The following is an 18,092-nucleotide window of genomic DNA, read 5'->3' as shown; positions in this document are numbered from 1 at the left end:
CTGACGGCAATCCCGGTACCCCCGGACGAACTGCGCAAACGGATCGCGGCCGGTGAACGTCCGGCACGCTCAGACGGTGGCGATGGTGTGCGGGATCTCGTCGAGCAGTTCCCGGGCGAGGAACCCGATGCGGCCGAACCGGGGCACCAGCCGTTGCCCGCTCACCGCGTGCACCCAGGCTGCCCAGCAGGCCGCCTGGGCCGGCTCCGCACCCCGGGAGAGCAGCCCGGCGAGCAGCCCCGCCCGCACGTCGCCGCTGCCGGAGGTGCCCAGCCCGGCGTCGCCGCTCTCCTCCCGCCAGCTCTGGCCGTCGGGGGTGGCGATGTGCCCGTAGAGGGAGACCACCGCCTCGTACCGGTGGGCCAGTTCGCGGGAGTCGGCGTCCAGGTCGTCGCCGGGGTCGCGGCCGAGCAGGTGCCGGGCTTCGGTGAGGTTGGGGGTCAGCACCACCTTCCGGTCCGCGCCGACCAGCAGGTCCGGTTCGTGGCTGAGCGCGCCCAGCGCGTACGCGTCGAAGACCAGTGCGGTGTGCGGCCCGGCTGCCGACAGCACCAGGCGCAGCAGGGCGCGGGTCTGGTCGATGTCGTTGAGGCCCGGCCCGACGGTGACCACGTCGGCCTGTTCGACCAGCTCACCGAGGCGGTCGCCCGGGTCTCCGGCGACCGCGCCGTCGGCGGTCTCCGGCAGGCCGACCACCATCGCCTCGGGCACCTGGATGCTCAGCGCGGCGGCGGTGGACTCGGCGGTGGCCAGTTGCAGCACCCCCGCCCCGGCGCGCAGCGCGGCCACCCCGGCCAGCAGCACCGCGCCCGGGGTGAACCGGGAACCGCCGACGACCAGGACGGTGCCCCGGTTGTCCTTGCCGCCGGTCGGCACCGGCAGGGCCCAGTCGCGCAGCAGTCCCGGGGTGATGACCCGGGTGTCAGACCGGTTCGGCATGGATCTCGTCCTCCGTGGTGGGTGGGGCGCCCTGCGCGTGCAGGTGGGTGACGTCGTTGAAGGTGTCCGGGGTGAGCCGGCCGGTGGCGTCGGCCGACCAGCCGGTCACCGAGCAGTTGGCGATCACGTGTTCCCGGGTCAACCCCATCAGCTCCGCCTCGGTCAGCCCCTCCACCAGGTAGCGGAGCAGGAACACCAGGGCGTCGTGCCCGAACAGCAGCACCCGCCGCCCCTGGTGGTCGCGGCGCAGGTCGCCGAGGAGGGTACGCAGCCGCAGCGCCACGTCGGTCCAGGATTCACCGCCGGGCGGCCGGTAGTAGAACTTGCCGAGCCGGTGCCGTCGGGCCGCCTCGTCGGGGAACCGGCGGGCCACCCCGTGCCCGGTCAATCCGTCCAGGATGCCCAGTTCACGGTCGCGTAGCCGTTCGTCGACACTCGCCGGGATGCCGGTGTCGGCCAGCGCCAGTTCCGCCGTCCGCACGGCCCGCAGGTACGGCGAGACGACCGCCACGTCGGGTCGGCGGTCCGCCGGCAGGCCGGCCAGCCAGCGGGCGGTGGCCCGTGCCTGCTGCTCGCCGGTGTCCGACAGCGGCACGTCGGCGTCCCGGTGGGTCAGGTCGATCAGCTCCGCGCCGTTCGACTCGGCCGCCGAGGCGGCGACGTTCGCGGTGCTCTCCCCGTGCCGGACGATCCACAGCGCCCCCAGTTCCGCCATGTCCCCCTGCCTACCCCCGGCCCGACCCGGATAACCGCCCGTCCGACCGGCGCAACGCCCGTCGTGCCCCGCTGGTCGCGGTGCCGTGTTCGTTGGTCCGGCAGCGGCCCGCTGCCGGCGGGCCGATACCCTGCCCCCGTGGACGGTGGGGTGGACGGCGAACGGTTGGCGGCATCGCTCACCGGATGGCTGGCCCGGCTGGAGTTCACCGACCTGGGCACCGACGAGGTGACCGCGCGGATCATCGACGCCGCGTTGGCCTGGGCCGCCGATCAGGGCTGGCGGTCCTACCGTCGGGCGGCGAGCGTGCTGCCTCTGCCACCGCCGATGACCGACCGGCACTCGGTGCTGGACGTGGCGTGTGCCCGCCGGGACGGGCCGCCCGTGGTGATCGAGGTCGACCACACCGACCGGCGGCGTACCTGGGAGAAGCTCACGGCGGAGGCCGCCGCCGGCCGGGTCGCCCTCTGGGTGCGCTGGGGTCCGGGGCGGTTCGCCGTGCCACCGGCCCCGATCCACCTGGTCACCTGCGAGGTGTCCCGGCACTCCGGGTCCCCGGGCGCGGGCCGCCGGCACAGCCGGACGACGGGTCCTGCCCGGCCGGCACCGGTCCACTCGGCCCGTGGCGTCGACCCGGTCGTGGAGCCGCTGCCGCTGCCGCCGGCCGAATCCGGTTCCTGACCCGGTCGACGGCTGGCCGTACCCCCGCCGCGCCCTGTCGCGTGACGGGCAGCAGAGCAGGGGTGTCCGGCCGGTCGAGGGCGGCTGGACCTACTCGAAGCGGGTCGGGTCGCCCGCGCCGTAGCGGACGATCTCCGGCTCGTCGGCGGAGAAGTCGACCACGGTGGTGGGCATGGTGCCGCACTCGCCGGAGTCGAGCACCGCGTCGATCGCGTGGTCGAGCCGTTCCTTGATCTCCCAGCCCTGGGTCATCGGTTCGGTCTCGCCGGGCAGCAGCAGGGTGCTCGACACCAACGGTTCACCCAGCGCCGCCAGCAGCGCCTGCGCGACCGGATGGTCGGGGATGCGTACCCCGACGGTCTTCTTGCGGGGGTGCAGCAGCCGGCGCGGCACCTCCTTGGTGGCGGGCAGGATGAAGGTGTAGCTGCCCGGGGTGGCCGCCTTAAGCGACCGGAACACCGCGTTGTTGATGTGCACGAACTGGCCCAGCTGCGCGAAGTCCCGGCACACCAGCGTGAAGTGGTGCTTGCTGTCCAGGTGCCGGATCTCCCGGATCCGGTCGAGGCCGTCCCGGTTGCCGAGCTGGCAGCCGAGCGCGAAACACGAGTCCGTCGGGTAGGCGACCAGGCCGTCGCCGCGCAGCAGGTCGACCACCCGGGTGATCGTCCGGGGCTGCGGGTTCTCCGGGTGTACGTCGAGATAGATCGCCATGGCGGCGAGCCTAGTGGGGAGTGGCGGCGGTCGCCGGTGAGCCCGGAGCACGTCGCGCGCCCAGGTCAACATGTGGCACCCGTCGTCGCGGCACTGGAAGCACCGGCGCGGGGGCGGCGGCCTGTCCGGCGTCTCGTGGTGCTGCGCCAGCACCTGCTGCGCGGTCCAGATGACCAGGGCGGGCGTGACCGGTCCGTCGTCCATCGGCATGGGACCCCTCCGGGTACGGGCAGATCCGGGCACCGATCCCCGATCAGGTACCCGGACCGCTACCGGCAGCCCAGATGACTGATCGTCACGAGCTGCCACTTACGGTAGTGGTGTACAAGCATGAACGTCTAGAGACGTAGCTAGAGAACCTACCTCGTCTCGGCTCGATTAGTTTCTTGCCATGATCGATCCAGACGGCCCGGTGCCGGTCTACCGCCAGGTGGCGAACATCTTGGCTGGTCGGATCAGCAACGGTGACCTCGCGGCGCATCGGCCGATTCCGAGCGAAGCGGCGATCGTGCAGGAGTTCGGGGTGGCCCGGGGGACCGCCCGGCGTGCCGTCGCGGAGCTTCGCGAGCGTGGGCTGGTCTACACCGTTCCGCAGCGCGGCACCTACGTCGGGCAACCCGAGGCGTAGCCCTCCGCGTATCGCTGCGATCCGGTGAGCCGGCTCCGGGTGTCGGGGGTGGCCGTTACCGTGTGAGCGTGGCGACGGCGGCCGAGGAGATCCAGGTGGGGGAGCGGCTGGTCCGCGTCTCCAGCCCCGACAAGCCCTACTTTCCTGAGCGCGGGCTGACCAAGCGGGACGTGGTGGGCTACTTCCTCGCCGTCGGCGACGGCATCCTGCGTGCCCTGCGGGACCGCCCCACGATGCTGGAGCGCTGGCCGCGCGGCGTGTTCGAGGGGGCGAAGATCGGCACCCGGCAGGACAACCGGGGTGACGCCTTCTATCAGAAACGGCTTCCGGCCGGCGCTCCCGACTGGGTGCGCACCGCACACCTCACCTTCCCCAGTGGTCGTACCGCCGACGAGGTCGCGCCGGGCGAGCTGGCGGTGGTGATCTGGGCGGCCAACCTCGGCACCCTGCGGTTCCATCCGTGGCCGGTGACGGCGTCCGACGTGGAGCGCCCCGACCAGCTCCGGATCGACCTGGACCCGATGCCGGGGGTCGGCTTCGAGCAGGTGGTGCCGGTGGCGCACGAGGTCCGGGCCTTCCTCGCCGAGCTGGGCATGGTCGGCTACCCCAAGACCACCGGCGGGCGCGGCCTGCACGTCTACCTGTCCATCGAGCCCCGGTGGAGCTTCGGGGAGTGCCGGCGCGCGGTGTTGGCCCTGGGCCACGAGCTGGGGCGTCGGCTGCCCGACCTGGTCACCACCACCTGGTGGCGGGAGCAGCGCGATCGGCCGGTCTTCATCGACTACAACCAGATGGCCCGCGACCACACGGTGACGTCGGCGTACTCGATCCGGCCCACCCCGGCGGCGCTGGTGTCGGCCCCACTGGACTGGGCGGAGCTGGACGACGCCCGCCCGGAGGACTTCGACGTGCTGACCATGCCGGCCCGGTTCGCCGAGCGTGGCGACCCGCACGCCGGCCTGGACGGCGACCGCTTCTCGCTGGAGCCGCTGCTGGCCCTGGCCGACCGCGCCGGCCTGGCCGCCCCACCGGAACGCTGACCGACCACGCCGGACGCTGACCGGCCGGACGACTGCCCCGCCGCAACGCCGACCGCCCCGGTCGGGCTGGCCGACACACCGACCGCGCCGGTCGGGCCGACACTCAGGCCCAGGGGCTGCCGGCCCCGTCGAACTCGTCGAAGACCAGCCAGGTGCGGGTGGACAGCACCCCGGCGATGCCCTGCACCCGGCTGAGCACCACGTCGCGCAGGGTGGCGTTGTCGGGCGCGCGGACCAGCGCCAACACGTCGTGTTCCCCGCTGAGCAGCGCCACGTGCTCGATGTAGCGCACCCGGGCCAGCTCCGCCGACACCTCCCGCCAGGTGTTCTGCTGGATGGTCAACGAGATGTACGCCGAGGTGCCCAACCCAGCCGGCTCGGGTGCCACCCGGGCCCGGAACCCGGTGATCACCCCGTCGCGTAGCAGCCGCTCCACCCGGGCGTACGCGTTGGTGCGCGACACGTGCACCCGCTCGGCGAGCGTACGCATGGACAGCCGGCCGTCCCGGGTCAGCTCGTCGAGGACCCGTCGGTCCACCTCGTCCAGCGGCGTGACCGAACGTCCCGTTCCGCCCGGCGGGCCCGGCGGCGGGCTGGTCTGCTGGCTCATCAGATACTCCCCGGTAGGCCAATCGTCCCGCGTTCATCACGGATGTTGAGTCAATCATCCAACGGCAGGAGCATAGGGCCACCACACGTCCAGGAGGTCCCCGCCGTGACGACCACACCCCAGGCGGTCCGCAGGGCATCCCCGCGTACCCGTCGACCGGCCACCCCGGTCGCCCCCGACCCCACCGCCGGTCTGCTCCCGCAGACCGAGCCGGTCCGGTTGCTCGACCCCGACGGCACCCCGTTGCCGCCCCGCGCCGACCTGCCGGCACCGCCGGTCGAGGCGCTGCGCGAGATGTACCGGCGGATGGTCGTCGGCCGGCGCTTCGACGCACAGTCCACCGCCCTGACCAAGCAGGGCCGGCTCGCCGTCTACCCGTCCTCGCGCGGCCAGGAGGCGTGCCAGGTCGGCGCGGTGCTGGCGCTGCGCGACGACGACTGGGTGTTCCCCACCTACCGGGAGTCGATGGCGCTGACCGCCCGGGGCATCGACCCGGTCGAGGTGCTCACCCTGCTGCGCGGCGACTGGCACTGCGGGTACGACCCGACGGTGGTGCACACCGCGCCGCAGTGCACCCCACTGGCGACCCAGTGCGTGCACGCCGCCGGCCTGGCCTACGGCGAGTCCTACCAGGGGCGGGACACCGTCGCGCTGGCCTTCATCGGCGACGGCGCGACCAGCGAGGGCGACTTCCACGAGGGGCTCAACTTCGCCGCCGTGTTCAAGGCCCCGGTCGTCTACTTCGTGCAGAACAACAAGTACGCGATCAGCGTCCCGCTGTCCCGGCAGACCGCCGCGCCGAGCCTGGCCTACAAGGGCGTCGGCTACGGGGTGCCCAGCGAGCAGGTCGACGGCAACGACCCCGTCGCCGTCCTGGCGGTGCTCACCCGGGCGGTGGCGCACGCCCGCGCCGGGCACGGGCCGTACCTGGTGGAGGCGCACACCTACCGGATGGAGGCGCACACCAACGCCGACGACGCCAGCCGCTACCGGGACCCCGACGAGGTCGAGGCGTGGCGGGACCGCGACCCGGTGGCCCGGCTGGAGGCGTACCTGCGCAGCCGGGGCGAGCTGGACGACGCGGCGGTCGCACAGATCGCCGCCGAGGCCGAGGCGTACGCCGCCGACCTGCGGGACCGGATGCACGCCCAGCCGACCGTCGACCCGCTGAGCCTGTTCGAGCACGTCTACGCCGAACCGACCCCGCAACTGGTCGAGCAGCGCGAGATGGTCCGGGCCGAGCTGTCCGCCGATGCGGAGGGGGACGCCTGATGGCCACCATGACCATGGCGAAGGCGCTCAACGCCGCGCTGGCCGACGCGATGCTCGACGACGAGCGGGTGCTCGTCTTCGGCGAGGACGTGGGACAGCTCGGCGGGGTCTTCCGGATCACCGACGGGTTGCAGGCCCGGTTCGGTGACAAGCGCTGCTTCGACACCCCGCTCGCCGAGGCCGGCATCGTCGGCTTCGCCGTCGGCCTGGCCATGTCCGGGCTGCGGCCGGTGGTGGAGATGCAGTTCGACGCGTTCGCCTACCCGGCGTTCGAGCAGATCGCCTCGCACGTGGCGAAGCTGCGCAACCGCACCCGGGGCGCGTTGAGCGTGCCGATGGTCATCCGGGTGCCGTACGCCGGTGGCATCGGTGGGGTGGAGCACCACTGCGACTCGTCCGAGGCGTACTACGCGCACACCCCCGGCCTGAAGGTGGTCACCCCGGCGACCGTGGAGGACGCGTATTCGCTGCTGCGGGAGGCGATCGCCGACCCGGACCCGGTGGTGTTCCTGGAGCCGAAGAAGCTCTACTTCGCCAGCGGCGAGGCTGAACTGCCGGCCCGTACCGCCCCGTTCGGCCGGGCCGTGGTGCGCCGTCCCGGCACCGACGCCACCCTGGTCGCTTACGGCCCGGCGGTGCCGGTGGCGCTGGAGGCCGCCGAGGCCGCCAGGGAGGACGGCTGGGACCTGGAGGTCGTCGACGTACGCACCATCGTGCCGTTCGACGACGCCACCGTCACCGCCTCGGTGCGCCGTACCGGCAGGTGCGTGGTGATCACCGAGGCGCAGGGCTTCGCCGGGGTCGGCGCGGAGATCGCCGCCCGGGTGCAGGAGCGCTGCTTCCACGCCCTGCACGCCCCGGTGCTGCGGGTCGCCGGGCTGGACATCCCCTACCCGGCGCCGATGCTGGAGCACACCCACCTGCCCGGGGTGGACCGGGTCCTCGACACCGTGGCCCGCCTCCAGTGGGACGACCGGCCCGATCCGCGCTGGCTGGTGCAGGGGAGCGCGGCGTGAGCGCCCGCACCGCCACCGGCACCCGGGTCTTCCTCCTGCCCGACCTCGGCGAGGGGCTGAGCGAGGCCGAGATCGTCGAGTGGAAGGTCGCCGTCGGTGACGTGGTCACCGTGGACCAGAGCGTGGTGGAGGTGGAGACCGCCAAGGCCGTGGTCGACGTGCCCTGCCCGTACGCCGGGCGGGTGGTCGCCCTGCACGGCGCGGCCGGTGAGACGCGCCCGGTCGGCCAGCCGCTGATCACCGTCGCGCCGGCCGACGGCGGCGACGAACCCGCCGGGCACGCCACCTACCGCGAGGAGGAGCGGGCCGGCTCCGGCAACGTCCTGATCGGGTACGGCACCGGCCACGGCGGCACCCGGCGGCGGCGACGCCCCCGGCTGACCGTGGCCCCCGAGCCGGCCGCCGCGCCCGTCGCGGAGCCGGCCGCCGGGCCCGTCCCCGTTGGCACCGTCGGCCCGTCGTCCGCGCCGAGGGTCCCGGCCGGCGCGGGGACGGACACCCCGGCCACCGGGATGTCCACCGACGGCGTCGTCCCGCCGGCCGGAGGCGGCACCGCGCCGGCCGGCGGGACGGCCCCCCTGGTCATCTCGCCGATCGTGCGCCGGCTCGCCCGCGAGCACGGGGTCGACCTGGCCGGGCTGCGGGGCACCGGCCTCGGCGGCGTGATCCGCCGCAGCGACGTGGAGGCCGCCCTGACCACCGCGCCGCAGCGGCACACCGACGAACCGGGCCGGCCCGTCGCGGACCCGGCCCCGGCGGCGCACGTCGGGCCGGCCCCAGCCGAGGCGTCCGACGTGGTCATCCCGCTGACCGGCATCCGCCGGGTGATCGCCGACAAGCTCTCCCGCAGCCGTCGGGAGATCCCCGAGGTCACCATCTGGGTGGACGCGGACGCCACCGCGTTGCTGGCCACCCGGGCGGCGATCAACGCGGCCACCCCGGACGCCCCGGTCAGCGTGCTGGCCCTGCTGGCCCGGATCTGCCTCAGCGGCCTGCGCCGATTCCCGCAGCTCAACGCGCACGTCGACACCGAGGGGCAGCGCATCGTCCAGTCGGCCGGGGTGCACCTGGGCATCGCCGCGCAGACCGACCGGGGCCTACTCGTGCCGGTGCTACGCGACGCCCAGCGGCTGACCACCAGGGAGTTGGCCGCCGCGCTGGCCGAGACCACCGCCGCCGCCCGCGCCGGCACCCTGTCGCCGGCCCGGCTTACCGGCGGCACGTTCACCCTCAACAACTACGGCGTGTTCGGGGTGGACGGTTCCACCCCGATCATCAACCACCCGGAGGCGGCGCTGCTCGGGGTGGGGCGGATCGTGGACAAGCCGTGGGTGGTCGACGGGCAGCTGGCCGTCCGCAAGGTGACCCAGCTCAGCCTCACCTTCGACCACCGGGTCTGCGACGGCGGCGTGGCCGGTGGCTTCCTGCGGCACGTTGCCGACTGCGTCGAACAGCCGGCGTTGCTGGTGGCGAACGTCTGAGCGGTACGCCCGGAGCCGGTCACCCTGGGCGGGGTGACCGGCTCCGTCGCGCTGTCCGGTGTTCGTCCGGTTCCGGACGGGCCGGCGGTGGGCGGGCGGGTTTTCCGGTCGGTGGGCCGGGAAACCGCCGTCGGCCGTGAACCCGCCGCGTCGGTCGTGGACGCACCGCCGAGAGGAGCCACCGTGCCGTACCAGGGTCTGCCCGTCGCCGTGCGGGACCGCCGTCCCCCCGTCGCCGGGGCGCCGCTGTGGTGCAACGCCCACGACCACGGGTTGACCGGCGACGGGGTGACCAACGACCAGCCGGCGCTCGCCGCCCTGGTGGACCGGCTCGGCGACGGCTACGCGGCCGACGGGCGGGCCCGGGTGATCTGGTGCCCGCCGGGCATCTACTCCATCCGGGACGCCGGCACGGTGTGGCGCAGCGGGGTTTCGCTGATCGGCGCCGGCCCGGCCGCCACCCGGTTCCTGCTCAGCAACGAGGGCAACCGCAGCGACCCGACGCCGTTGGCGTTCTGGACGGTGCTGCAGCACGGCGCGGACCGGGACCGGCACATCGCCGACTGCACCTTCGCCGACTTCGAGATCGACGGCTCCGGGGTGGCCCTGGCCGAGTACAACTACCTGGCCAAGGGCCTCGGGTTGCAGTACGTCGTGCGCGGGGTGTTCCGCAACCTCTACATCCACCACACGGCGGCCAGCGGCCTGGGCTGCGACTTCCTCCAGGACACCCTGGTCGACGGGGTGGTGGTGGTCGGCTGCGGCCGGCTGGACAACGGCGAGCAGATGGGCGGCGCGGGCATCGGCATCGGCATCGGCGGCTGGGGCGACATGGAACGGCTCACCATCGCCAACTGCACCGCCCTGGCCAACGGCACCAACGGCATCTTCCTGGAACTCCAGAAGGACCACTGGACGCCGCCGCGCGGCTACCGGATCATCGGCTGCCACAGTCAGGGCAACCGGTTCGGCATCTCGGACTGGGGCGCCGACGGGCTGATCGTCACCGGCTGCACGATGACCGGCAACCTGGAGGCCGGCTACGACGTGTCGGGCAACGGCACCTCGGGCGTCGCCGGCCGGGGTGGGCTGCTCACCGACTGCGTCATCGACGGCAACGTGGGCGACGGGATCAGCATGGGTAACACCCCGGGCCCGTACACGGTGCGGGGCAACCGGATCAGCAGCAACGGCGGTTACGGCTACCACCAGCACGACCTGGGTCGCGGCTATCCGCACCCGGCGCAGGACGTGGTGGTGGAGAGCAACGAGTTCTGGGGCAACGGCCTGGACGCGATCCGGGTGGACCGGCCGATGACCGACGCGATGCTGCTCGACAACCGGATCCGCAACAACGGCCGGCAGTGTGCCGAGGCGTCCTGCGGCGGCGGCGAGTCGGTCCGCTACAGCGCCCGGTCCGTGGTCGACCGCTCGGCGAACTGGGCGCAGGACAGTCACCGGGGCAAGGTGCTGCGGGTCGGCTCCCGGGTGGCGGTGGTGGCCGCCAACACCGCCACCGAACTGCACCTCGCCCCGGTCCGCCCGGACGCCCACTCCGCGTGGAGCGGGGACACCCCGCTGCCGGGCACCCCGTACGAGTTGCCTGACGCGCCGCCGACCCGGGCCGGCATCGCGATCGACGCCGCGTTCGACTCGGCGACGGTGCGCGGCAACCGGATCTGGGACAACCATCCCGAACGCACCCAGACCCACGGGCTCTGGATCACCTCCCGGGGCAGTTGTGTCTCCTGCCGGGTGGAGGACAACGACCTGGCCGGTAACGCGGTGGCAGCCATCCGACTGGACACCCCGCCGGTCGGTGGGCGGTGGAACCGCAACCACGGTGACCAGGACTGGGACTGACTGTCAGTGCCGCCCCGACGCGGTCGATCCCGGACATCCGGTGCCCGTGCGGCCCGTCCGGCATCGATGGGGTCGATAAGGCCGGCCGTTGCCCGCCCGGTTCCCCGAAAGCGTGACCCGGCCCGAGAAACGCCGTACAGAATGTGGCCAAGGGGACGGGGAACGGGGGGACGGGAATATGGACGTGAGGCGGCGATTGACGCTTCTGGCGGTGACCATCGCAGCCACACCGCTGGTCCTCGGCGGGTGTACCGCCGAGCGGAAGCCGGCGGCCGGGGCGGCGCCCGGTGGGCCGGCGGCCCCCACGGTGTCGGTGACGCCGGCCGATCGGGCGAAGGACGTACCGGTCAGCGCGGAGGTCGGCACCACCGTGAACAACGGGCGGGTGACCAGTGTGAAGCTCACCGACGACAAGGGGAAGTCCGTCGCCGGGGAGCCGCGGGAGGACGGGTCGAGCTGGGTGCCGGCGGCCCCGTTGAGTGGTGGCCGGACCTACACCGCGGAGGTGACCGCGACCGGTGACGCGGGCCGCACGACCGTCGGGCGCACCACGTTCACCACGGTGGCGAACACCACCCGGCAGGCGTTGACCAGCGTGCTCTACTTCGCCGGCAACCAGACGTACGGCACCGCGATGCCGGTGACGGTGGCGTTCGAACCGGCAGTTCCCGCAGCGGCCAGAGCGGCCGTGCAGCGACGGTTGTTCGTGAAGACCGATCCGCCGCAGCCGGGCACCTGGTCGTGGCTGGAGGACGGCAGTCAGGTCTACTACCGCGCGCCCGACTTCTGGCGCAGCGGGACGACGATCAGTGTCCGGTCCGCGCTGGAGGGGCTGCCGATCGGCAAGGAGTACGTCGGTGACGCCGACCGGCGGTCCACCTCGAAGATCGGCCGGCAGGTCGCCCTGGACATCGACAACGCCACCAAGCAGATGTCGGTCTTCCAGGACGGCAAGCTGGTCCGCAGGATCCCGGTCAGTCTCGGCAAGCCGAGCACCCCGAGTTCCAGCGGCAAGATGGTGATCATGGAGAAGCACCAGCAGACCCGCTTCGACACCCGGGGCGAGCCCGACGGCGGCTATGTGGTCGACGTCGAGGACGCCCAGCGCCTCACCTGGGGCGGCGAGTTCATCCACGCCGCGCCGTGGTCGGAGGGGGACCAGGGCTACACCAACGTCTCGCACGGCTGCGCCAACGTGTCGTCCACCGCCGCCGACTGGCTGATGGGCGTCACCCAGGTCGGCGACCTGGTCACCGTGAAGGGCACCGAGGTGCCGCTGCGGCCGGGCAACGGCTGGACGGCCTGGAACACGGGCTGGGCCGAGTTCGCCAGGGGCAGCGCGCTGCCCGTACCGCCGGGGTTGAAGCCGGCGCCCGCCACCAGCCCGCCGCATCCGGGGGTGGTCGCCGGTGGCTCGTCGCCGGCTCCCGCGCCGTCGGCCAGCGGCGGCTGACCAGGCCCGGGTAGGTGTGGTGCGCCGTGGTCGGCCCGTCGTGACGGGCCGACCACGGCACACCGCGTGGGTCCACCCTGAGAAGGAGTCAGGGTCAGCTCCGGGGCGACCCTGGGACTACCCGGAAACCCGCCTCTGGCAGGGCGGAAACGTCGGAGGTGGGGGCTAGATTCGGGGCATGACGCAGGGAGAGGACCGGTTCCACGTGCGGCTCCGGGTGGCCGACGACGTGGTCGAGGTGAGCGTGGTGGGTGAGATCGACATCGCCACCGTCGGCGAGTTCCGGGTCGCCCTCTGGGCCGCACCGGTCCGTCCGCTGCTGCGGCTCGACCTGTCCGGTGTCCGGGTGCTCTCCGCCGCCGGGGTGCGGGCGTTGGTCGCCGCGCACCTGCGGGTCCGGGCCCGGGGCGGCGAGCTGGTCGTGGTCGACCCCGATCCGGTGGTCGCCCGGGTGCTGCGTGCCACCGGCCTGCACCGGATCATCGCGGTCCGGCACGGCGACGCCCCGGTCGGGGTCACGCACCGCCCCCTGGCCGCCTGCGCCTGACCGGCCACGCGCCCGCCCGCCGGCGTGCCGGCGGGGCCGCCGGCCGGTGCCGGCGACCCCGCCGGTGGTCAGCGGACGCCGAGCAGGTCGACGACGAAGACCAGGGTCTCGTTCGGCTTGATGACGCCGCCCGCGCCCCGGCTGCCGTAGCCCAGGTGCGGCGGGATGGTGAGCCGGCGACGACCGCCGACCTTCATGCCCACCACGCCCTGGTCCCAGCCGGCGATGACCTGGCCGCCGCCGAGCGGGAACTCGAACGCCTCACCCCGGTTCCAGGAGGCGTCGAACTCGCGCCCGGTGGAGTGGGACACCCCGACGTAGTGCACGTTGGCCAGCTGGCCCGGCTGGGCCTCGGGGCCGTCGCCGACGGTGATGTCCTCGATGACGAGGTCGGCCGGGGGTGCGCCCTCGATCGGGCCGATCTCCGGCTTACCTGCCTGGGGCGTGTTCATTGCTGATCTCCTCGTCGTCGCACGATCGTCCGGTCGGTGTCGATCCTGCCCGATCGTGACGGACCTATTCCCGTAGGGCCCGACGCCGGACCCCACGGGCAGGGGTGGACGCGCGGCAGGGGCGCCACCGTCGAGGTGGCGCCCCTGCCGGCCGGTCGGCGCTCGCGGTCGGTTACCGGAGCCAGCCGAACCGGCGTACCAGCGGGAGGGTGGCCCAGACCCGGCCGAAGCCGAGGGTGTTCCCCGCGCCGACCAGGGCGAGACCGGCCAGCACCGCGGCGTAGATCAGGTGGTCGTCCATGAAGGGGTTGTTCTCGGGGGGCAGGACGGCGGTCCACATCAGCACCATGAGCAGGCCACCGGCGACCGCGGCGACCCGCATCCCGATGCCCAGCAGCAGGGCCACCCCGATGCCGGCCAGGCCGATCATGAACAGCCAGTCGGCCCAGGCCGCACCGGCGATGTCCTGGTAGAGCCCCTGGAACGGACCCTTCGCACCGAAGGCCAGGAAACCCTTGGTCGGGCTGCCGCCGTTGATCCAGGCGTTCTTCGTCGCGGTCTCGTGGCCGAGGCCGAACAGCTTGTCCAGGAAGGCCCAGAGGAAGATCCAGCCGAGCGCGATCCGGGTCCCGGCCCAGACGTAGCGGGCGGCGCGCTGCCGGGTGGTCTCGGTTCCGGCCACCGGTGCGGTCCTTGCGGTGGTGTTCCGCTCGATCGTCGCGGTCATGGTTCCCACGTCCCTTCTCTGCCTGGCACCGCACTTCCCGGTGGCAGTTACATTCCACGCCGTTCGCGGCCGTCCCGGCAGGGCCGACCGGTACGTGCCGGGGCGGGACCTAAGTCCCCTGCCACGGCCCTCCCGACGGGACCTTCGGCCTCCGCGGCACCGGTCCGGCGGCCTCTGCCCCGACCGGTCGGGCCGGCCCTAACGTCGGCCGGGAGAGCCCGAGGAGGTCGTGATGAGGACATGGCAGGTGGACGACGTGATGACCCGGGAGGTCGCCACGGTGGGGGAGGAGACCCCCTACCGGGCGATCGTCGACGTGCTGATCCGGCGCGGCATCAGCGCGGTGCCGGTGGTGGACGGCTTCCGGCGGGTCCTGGGGGTGGTGTCCGAGGCGGACCTGCTGCACAAGGTGGAGCACTCCGGGGTGCAGGAGGAGCGGCGGGTCTTCGCCGGGCGACGTCGTCGGGTGTCCCGGGAGAAGGCCGAGGCGCTGCTGGCGAAGGAGCTGATGACCGCGCCGGCCGTCACCACCCACCCCGGGGCGTCGCTGCCGGCGGCGGCCCGGCTGATGGACCGGGAGGCGGTCAAGCGACTGCCGGTCCTCGACGACCTGGGCCGGCTGGTCGGCATCGTCACCCGCGGCGACCTGCTGCGGGTGCACCTGCGCACCGACGCCGAGATCCGCGAGGACGTGGTGCAGGAGGTGCTGCGGCGGGTGCTGGCCGTGCGGGACGGGCTGGTCACCGTGCAGGTCCGCGACGGCGCGGTGCGGTTGGACGGCCGGCTGGACCGGCGGACCGCCGCCGAGCTGGCGGAGAAACTCGCCGGCCAGGTCAGCGGCGTGGTCCAGGTCACCAGCACCATCGGGTACGACGTCGACGACGCCGGCCTGGTGGAGCGGGGGATCACCCCGGTGGCCTGACCGTCACCCCGAGCACCCGCCCGGGACGGATGGTCAGACCGGGGTGGCGAGTTGGGCGGTGAGCAGCGCGGGCGCCTCGGCCAGCGACGGGCCGTACCAGGTGAGGTGCCGGCCGGACACCAGCGCGCAGTCGGTGCCGGGGAAGGCGTCCGGCCCGTCGTCGGCGGTGAACGCGTAGGGCTCGTCGGGCAGGACCACCAGGTCGGGCCGGCGGGCCTGCAACGCGTCGAGGTCGGGGCGCGGATAGCGCTCGGGGTCGTCGTCGTAGAGGTTGACCACGCCGAGCCGGCGCAGTACGTCCCCGGCGAAGGTGTCCCCGCCGAGCACCACCCACGGCCGTCGCCACACCGGCACCACGGCCCGGCGTACCCCTGCCCCGACGGCGGGTGCGGCCCAGGCCCGGCGGGCGTCGGTCAGCCAGCCCGGCTCCCCGGTCACCCCCAGCGCGGCGAGCAGCCCGGCCAACTCGTCCAGGGCCTGCGGCACGGTACGCGGGTAGGTGACCAGCACCGGCACCCCGGCCGCGCTGAGCGCGTCGGCGTCGGCCCGCCGGTTCTCCTCCACGTTGAGCAGCACCAGGTCCGGCCGCAGCGCCCGGACCCGATCCAGGTCGGGGTACTTGCTGCCGCCGACCCGGGCCACGTCCAGACCCGCCGGGTGCACACACCAGTCGGTCGCCCCTACCAGCAGCTCCGGCACTGTCACCGCCACCGCCTCGGTCAGCGACGGCACCAGCGAGACGACCCGCATCGTGTCCCCTCCCGTGCTCAGTGGGCGGCGCTCGCGACGGTCTCCCGGGACACCGTGGCGATCGGTACGCCCTCCCGGGCCGCCCACTCGACGGCGTGCCGGACCTCGGCCACCGGCATCGGCCGCCGGTCGGTCACGGTGACCGCCGTGTGCACCGCGAAGGACACGAACGGGTACGACCGGGCCAGCCCGGCGACCGAGGTGTGCACCTGACCGGCCACCGCCAGCGCCTCCTCCCGGCTCAACGCGGGCAGGACCAGCAGGTACTCGTCGGGGGCGAGGCGGATCGCCCGGTCGAGCGGGCGCAGTGGGGCGGTCAGCGCGGCGATCACCGCCTGCGCCTCGCGGGCGGTGCTGCGGCGTCCGAAGCGTTCGGCGGAGCGGGTCGGGTCACCGATCCGGACCCCGATCAGGGCCACCGGCAGGGTGCCGGCGGCGGTCACCCCGTCCATTCCGGTCCAGCGGCGCAGGGCCGGCTCGTCCACCAGGCCCGGCGGTCCCGCGACCGGTTCGGCGGACCGTCCCGGCCCGCCACGGGGGGCCCGGTCGACGCGCTCGGCCATCAGCCGCAACGCCGCCTCCGCCCGGCTCTCACCGGGGGTCGCCGGCAGGTCCCGGACCCGGCGCAGCACCTGATCGATAGCGGTCAGCGCGGCCGGGGGGAGCCGGTCGCCGAGGTGCGCCCGCAGCCGGATCACCTCGTGCAGCGCCTCGTCCCGGCGGAACCCCCAGCGGCCGGCGAAGAGCCGGCCCTCCTCCAGCGTGTCGGCGGCCACCACCTCCCGCCGGTCCCGGGCCACCAGGCTGGCCCCGAAGCGGGGGGTCAGGGCCACCACGCTCCACTCCCGGGCCAGCTCCTCGGTCTCCTCCAGCGCCACCGGGTACGCCCCGTCGGGCAGCTCCGGCAGTGCCTGCCCGACCAGTCCGACCACGGTGACCGCCGCACCCGCGGCGATGCGTGTGTAGCGGGCCCGTTCCCGCTGGAAGTACGGCATCCGCTGGAACAGGGCGATCACCACCAGCGGGCCGTCCTCGGCGGTGGCCAGCGCCGACCGCTCGATGGCGTGGGAGACCGTGACGAGACTCCGCTTGGTCAACAGTTCCGGGGCCGGTCCGTCGTGCAGCACCCCGTGAGCGTAGAGATCCCGGTCGGGGCACACCAACCGCCTGGTGCGGGACCCGCCGCCCGCATCGACGGCCCGGCTGCCGGGCTCATCGTCCGCTTCGACGGCCCAGCGCCGGCCCGCCGCCCGTATCGACCGCTCGGTGCCGGGTCCACCGGCCGCACCGACGAGGCGGGCACGGGGGTCGACGTCCTAGACTCGGCCGGTCACCTCTCCTGCCACGGACGGACCGACCCGACGATGACGCGTACCGCCACCGACGACGGGGCCCGGCTGCGGCCGGTTCCGGCCGGGGCCGCGCCGCTGTTCGTCCGGGCCGGCCAGGCGGTGTACCCCGCCCGTCGGCTCGGCGACCTGGTGTCGCGGCGGCCGGCCGGCGTCACCGGGCACCAGTGGAGTTCGGCGTTGCGCGCGGAGTTCGACCACGTCGTCTGCGCGGCCGACACCGGCGTGCCGCTGTTCGCCCTGACCGTCGGCCCGACCGCGCCGGCCGGGTCGGCGGGGCAGCGGACCGAGCGGATGGTCGCGGCGGTCTGCGCCGCCGTGGGCCTGCCGGTGCTGCGGATCGGCTCGCCGACGCTGCGGGCCGCCGACCACGGCCGACGGATCATCACGTACGTCATCGACGCCCGCGCCTACGCCGCCGGTGCTGGTGCCGGTGGCGACGACCCGGACGACATCCCGGTCGGTTACCGGGACATCGTCGGCCGGTTGCCTGACGGGCGCACCGGAGCGGTGAACGACCTCGGCGCGCTGTCCCGGGCGGCGGCCGTCGAGGCGTACGTGTCGCGGCGGCTCAGTGATCCGATCGTGCGCGGGCTGCACGTGCGGTGGCGCGACGGGACGGCCGAGGGGTGGAGCTGGGTCGAGGTGCGGCCCGGCCGCTGCCTGGTGGAGCGGGTCACGGTGTCCGAGGCGCGGTGGCACTGCGGGGTGGACTCCGCCCGGCTGGCCGAGGACCTCGCGGCGGTGGCGGTGGGCGACCGGTTGGCGGCGGCTGACCGGCCGGCGGTGGCTGTGGCCGACGAATCGGCCCTGCTCGACCGGGACGAGCTGCGCCGGCAGATCTGCGTGCTGCGGGACCGGCGCGACGAGTTGGCCACCCCGTTCGCCTTCGGTCACCTCTGCGGGGAGTGACCCACCCGGGAACGACCCGGCGTC

Annotated in this window: 19 protein-coding genes; 11 read left to right on the top strand and 8 right to left on the bottom strand. The window is 73.9% G+C overall.

Annotation, left to right across the window (positions count from 1 at the left end; genetic code table 11):
- Positions 1-69: 69 nt before the first annotated feature.
- Together AB0B63_RS19680 and AB0B63_RS19675 are read right to left on the bottom strand one after the other, a co-directional pair.
- On the bottom strand, positions 70-939 hold the full coding sequence (locus tag AB0B63_RS19680; RefSeq protein WP_357020563.1) for an NAD(P)H-hydrate dehydratase: 870 nt from the start codon (positions 937-939) through the stop codon (positions 70-72).
- Positions 923-1,654: a histidine phosphatase family protein gene (locus tag AB0B63_RS19675; RefSeq protein ID WP_208570681.1), complete on the bottom strand. Its 732-nt coding sequence runs from the start codon at positions 1,652-1,654 to the stop codon at positions 923-925. Before AB0B63_RS19675 ends, AB0B63_RS19680 begins: the two co-directional genes overlap by 17 nt.
- Positions 1,655-1,792: 138 nt before the next feature.
- Here AB0B63_RS19675 and AB0B63_RS19670 point away from each other — a divergent pair, with 138 nt between their 5' ends.
- Positions 1,793-2,335 carry a hypothetical protein gene (locus AB0B63_RS19670; protein ID WP_357020560.1) on the top strand — a complete coding sequence of 181 codons (543 nt, stop codon included), beginning with the start codon at positions 1,793-1,795 and terminating at the stop codon, positions 2,333-2,335.
- A gap of 90 nt (positions 2,336-2,425) precedes the next feature.
- On the opposite strand, the gene AB0B63_RS19665 is transcribed toward AB0B63_RS19670, so the two are convergent.
- On the bottom strand, positions 2,426-3,046 hold the full coding sequence (locus AB0B63_RS19665) for an L-threonylcarbamoyladenylate synthase (RefSeq protein ID WP_357020773.1): 621 nt from the start codon (positions 3,044-3,046) through the stop codon (positions 2,426-2,428).
- A 391-nt stretch (positions 3,047-3,437) separates the two neighbouring features.
- Here AB0B63_RS19665 and AB0B63_RS19660 point away from each other — a divergent pair, with 391 nt between their 5' ends.
- Together AB0B63_RS19660 and AB0B63_RS19655 are read left to right on the top strand one after the other, a co-directional pair.
- Positions 3,438-3,674 carry a winged helix-turn-helix domain-containing protein gene (locus tag AB0B63_RS19660; protein WP_204922898.1) on the top strand — a complete coding sequence of 79 codons (237 nt, stop codon included), beginning with the start codon at positions 3,438-3,440 and terminating at the stop codon, positions 3,672-3,674.
- A 68-nt stretch (positions 3,675-3,742) separates the two neighbouring features.
- Positions 3,743-4,714 carry a DNA primase small subunit domain-containing protein gene (locus AB0B63_RS19655; RefSeq protein ID WP_357020556.1) on the top strand — a complete coding sequence of 324 codons (972 nt, stop codon included), beginning with the start codon at positions 3,743-3,745 and terminating at the stop codon, positions 4,712-4,714.
- Positions 4,715-4,817: 103 nt separating this feature from the next.
- Here AB0B63_RS19655 and AB0B63_RS19650 read toward each other — a convergent pair whose 3' ends face one another.
- The gene (locus AB0B63_RS19650; protein ID WP_208570688.1) at positions 4,818-5,324 is read right to left on the bottom strand and encodes an Lrp/AsnC family transcriptional regulator; all 507 of its coding nucleotides are present in this window, start codon (positions 5,322-5,324) and stop codon (positions 4,818-4,820) included.
- A 72-nt stretch (positions 5,325-5,396) separates the two neighbouring features.
- Here AB0B63_RS19650 and pdhA point away from each other — a divergent pair, with 72 nt between their 5' ends.
- The 6 genes from pdhA (at position 5,397) to AB0B63_RS19620 (ending at position 12,956) form a co-directional block, all read left to right on the top strand.
- The gene (gene pdhA, locus AB0B63_RS19645; protein ID WP_357020770.1) at positions 5,397-6,596 is read left to right on the top strand and encodes a pyruvate dehydrogenase (acetyl-transferring) E1 component subunit alpha; all 1,200 of its coding nucleotides are present in this window, start codon (positions 5,397-5,399) and stop codon (positions 6,594-6,596) included.
- Positions 6,596-7,612: an alpha-ketoacid dehydrogenase subunit beta gene (locus AB0B63_RS19640; protein ID WP_204922894.1), complete on the top strand. Its 1,017-nt coding sequence runs from the start codon at positions 6,596-6,598 to the stop codon at positions 7,610-7,612. The genes pdhA and AB0B63_RS19640 overlap by 1 nt, the downstream gene beginning before the upstream one ends.
- Positions 7,609-9,093 carry a dihydrolipoamide acetyltransferase family protein gene (locus AB0B63_RS19635; RefSeq protein ID WP_357020551.1) on the top strand — a complete coding sequence of 495 codons (1,485 nt, stop codon included), beginning with the start codon at positions 7,609-7,611 and terminating at the stop codon, positions 9,091-9,093. Before AB0B63_RS19640 ends, AB0B63_RS19635 begins: the two co-directional genes overlap by 4 nt.
- A 183-nt stretch (positions 9,094-9,276) precedes the next feature.
- On the top strand, positions 9,277-10,956 hold the full coding sequence (locus AB0B63_RS19630) for a right-handed parallel beta-helix repeat-containing protein (RefSeq protein WP_357020548.1): 1,680 nt from the start codon (positions 9,277-9,279) through the stop codon (positions 10,954-10,956).
- A gap of 178 nt (positions 10,957-11,134) precedes the next feature.
- On the top strand, positions 11,135-12,409 hold the full coding sequence (locus tag AB0B63_RS19625; RefSeq protein ID WP_208570692.1) for an Ig-like domain-containing protein: 1,275 nt from the start codon (positions 11,135-11,137) through the stop codon (positions 12,407-12,409).
- Between the two features lie 178 nt (positions 12,410-12,587).
- Entirely contained in the window at positions 12,588-12,956 is a 369-nt protein-coding gene (locus AB0B63_RS19620) for an STAS domain-containing protein (protein WP_357020544.1), read from the top strand.
- A gap of 68 nt (positions 12,957-13,024) precedes the next feature.
- Here AB0B63_RS19620 and AB0B63_RS19615 read toward each other — a convergent pair whose 3' ends face one another.
- Complete coding sequence (locus AB0B63_RS19615; RefSeq protein WP_208570694.1) at positions 13,025-13,408, bottom strand: FKBP-type peptidyl-prolyl cis-trans isomerase; 384 nt, start codon at positions 13,406-13,408, stop codon at positions 13,025-13,027.
- 172 nt (positions 13,409-13,580) lie between these two features.
- Positions 13,581-14,144 carry a hypothetical protein gene (locus AB0B63_RS19610; RefSeq protein ID WP_357020542.1) on the bottom strand — a complete coding sequence of 188 codons (564 nt, stop codon included), beginning with the start codon at positions 14,142-14,144 and terminating at the stop codon, positions 13,581-13,583.
- Positions 14,145-14,367: 223 nt separating this feature from the next.
- Here AB0B63_RS19610 and AB0B63_RS19605 point away from each other — a divergent pair, with 223 nt between their 5' ends.
- Positions 14,368-15,057, top strand: a complete 690-nt coding sequence (locus AB0B63_RS19605; RefSeq protein ID WP_357020539.1) for a CBS domain-containing protein — start codon at positions 14,368-14,370, stop codon at positions 15,055-15,057.
- 33 nt (positions 15,058-15,090) lie between these two features.
- On the opposite strand, the gene AB0B63_RS19600 is transcribed toward AB0B63_RS19605, so the two are convergent.
- Both AB0B63_RS19600 and AB0B63_RS19595 read right to left on the bottom strand, forming a co-directional pair.
- Positions 15,091-15,807, bottom strand: a complete 717-nt coding sequence (locus AB0B63_RS19600; protein WP_357020536.1) for a helical backbone metal receptor — start codon at positions 15,805-15,807, stop codon at positions 15,091-15,093.
- Positions 15,808-15,824: 17 nt separating this feature from the next.
- Entirely contained in the window at positions 15,825-16,934 is a 1,110-nt protein-coding gene (locus AB0B63_RS19595) for a DICT sensory domain-containing protein (RefSeq protein ID WP_357020533.1), read from the bottom strand.
- Between the two features lie 3 nt (positions 16,935-16,937).
- Here AB0B63_RS19595 and AB0B63_RS19590 point away from each other — a divergent pair, with 3 nt between their 5' ends.
- Positions 16,938-18,068: a hypothetical protein gene (locus AB0B63_RS19590; protein WP_357020530.1), complete on the top strand. Its 1,131-nt coding sequence runs from the start codon at positions 16,938-16,940 to the stop codon at positions 18,066-18,068.
- Positions 18,069-18,092 lie beyond the last annotated feature (24 nt).

It is taken from the genome of Micromonospora sp. NPDC049081 (assembly GCF_040648835.1).
In the GTDB taxonomy this organism is placed as follows: domain Bacteria; phylum Actinomycetota; class Actinomycetes; order Mycobacteriales; family Micromonosporaceae; genus Micromonospora; species Micromonospora antibiotica.
The sequence above is the reverse complement of the archived record's forward strand: the minus strand, read 5'-3'. Positions and strand labels throughout refer to the sequence as shown.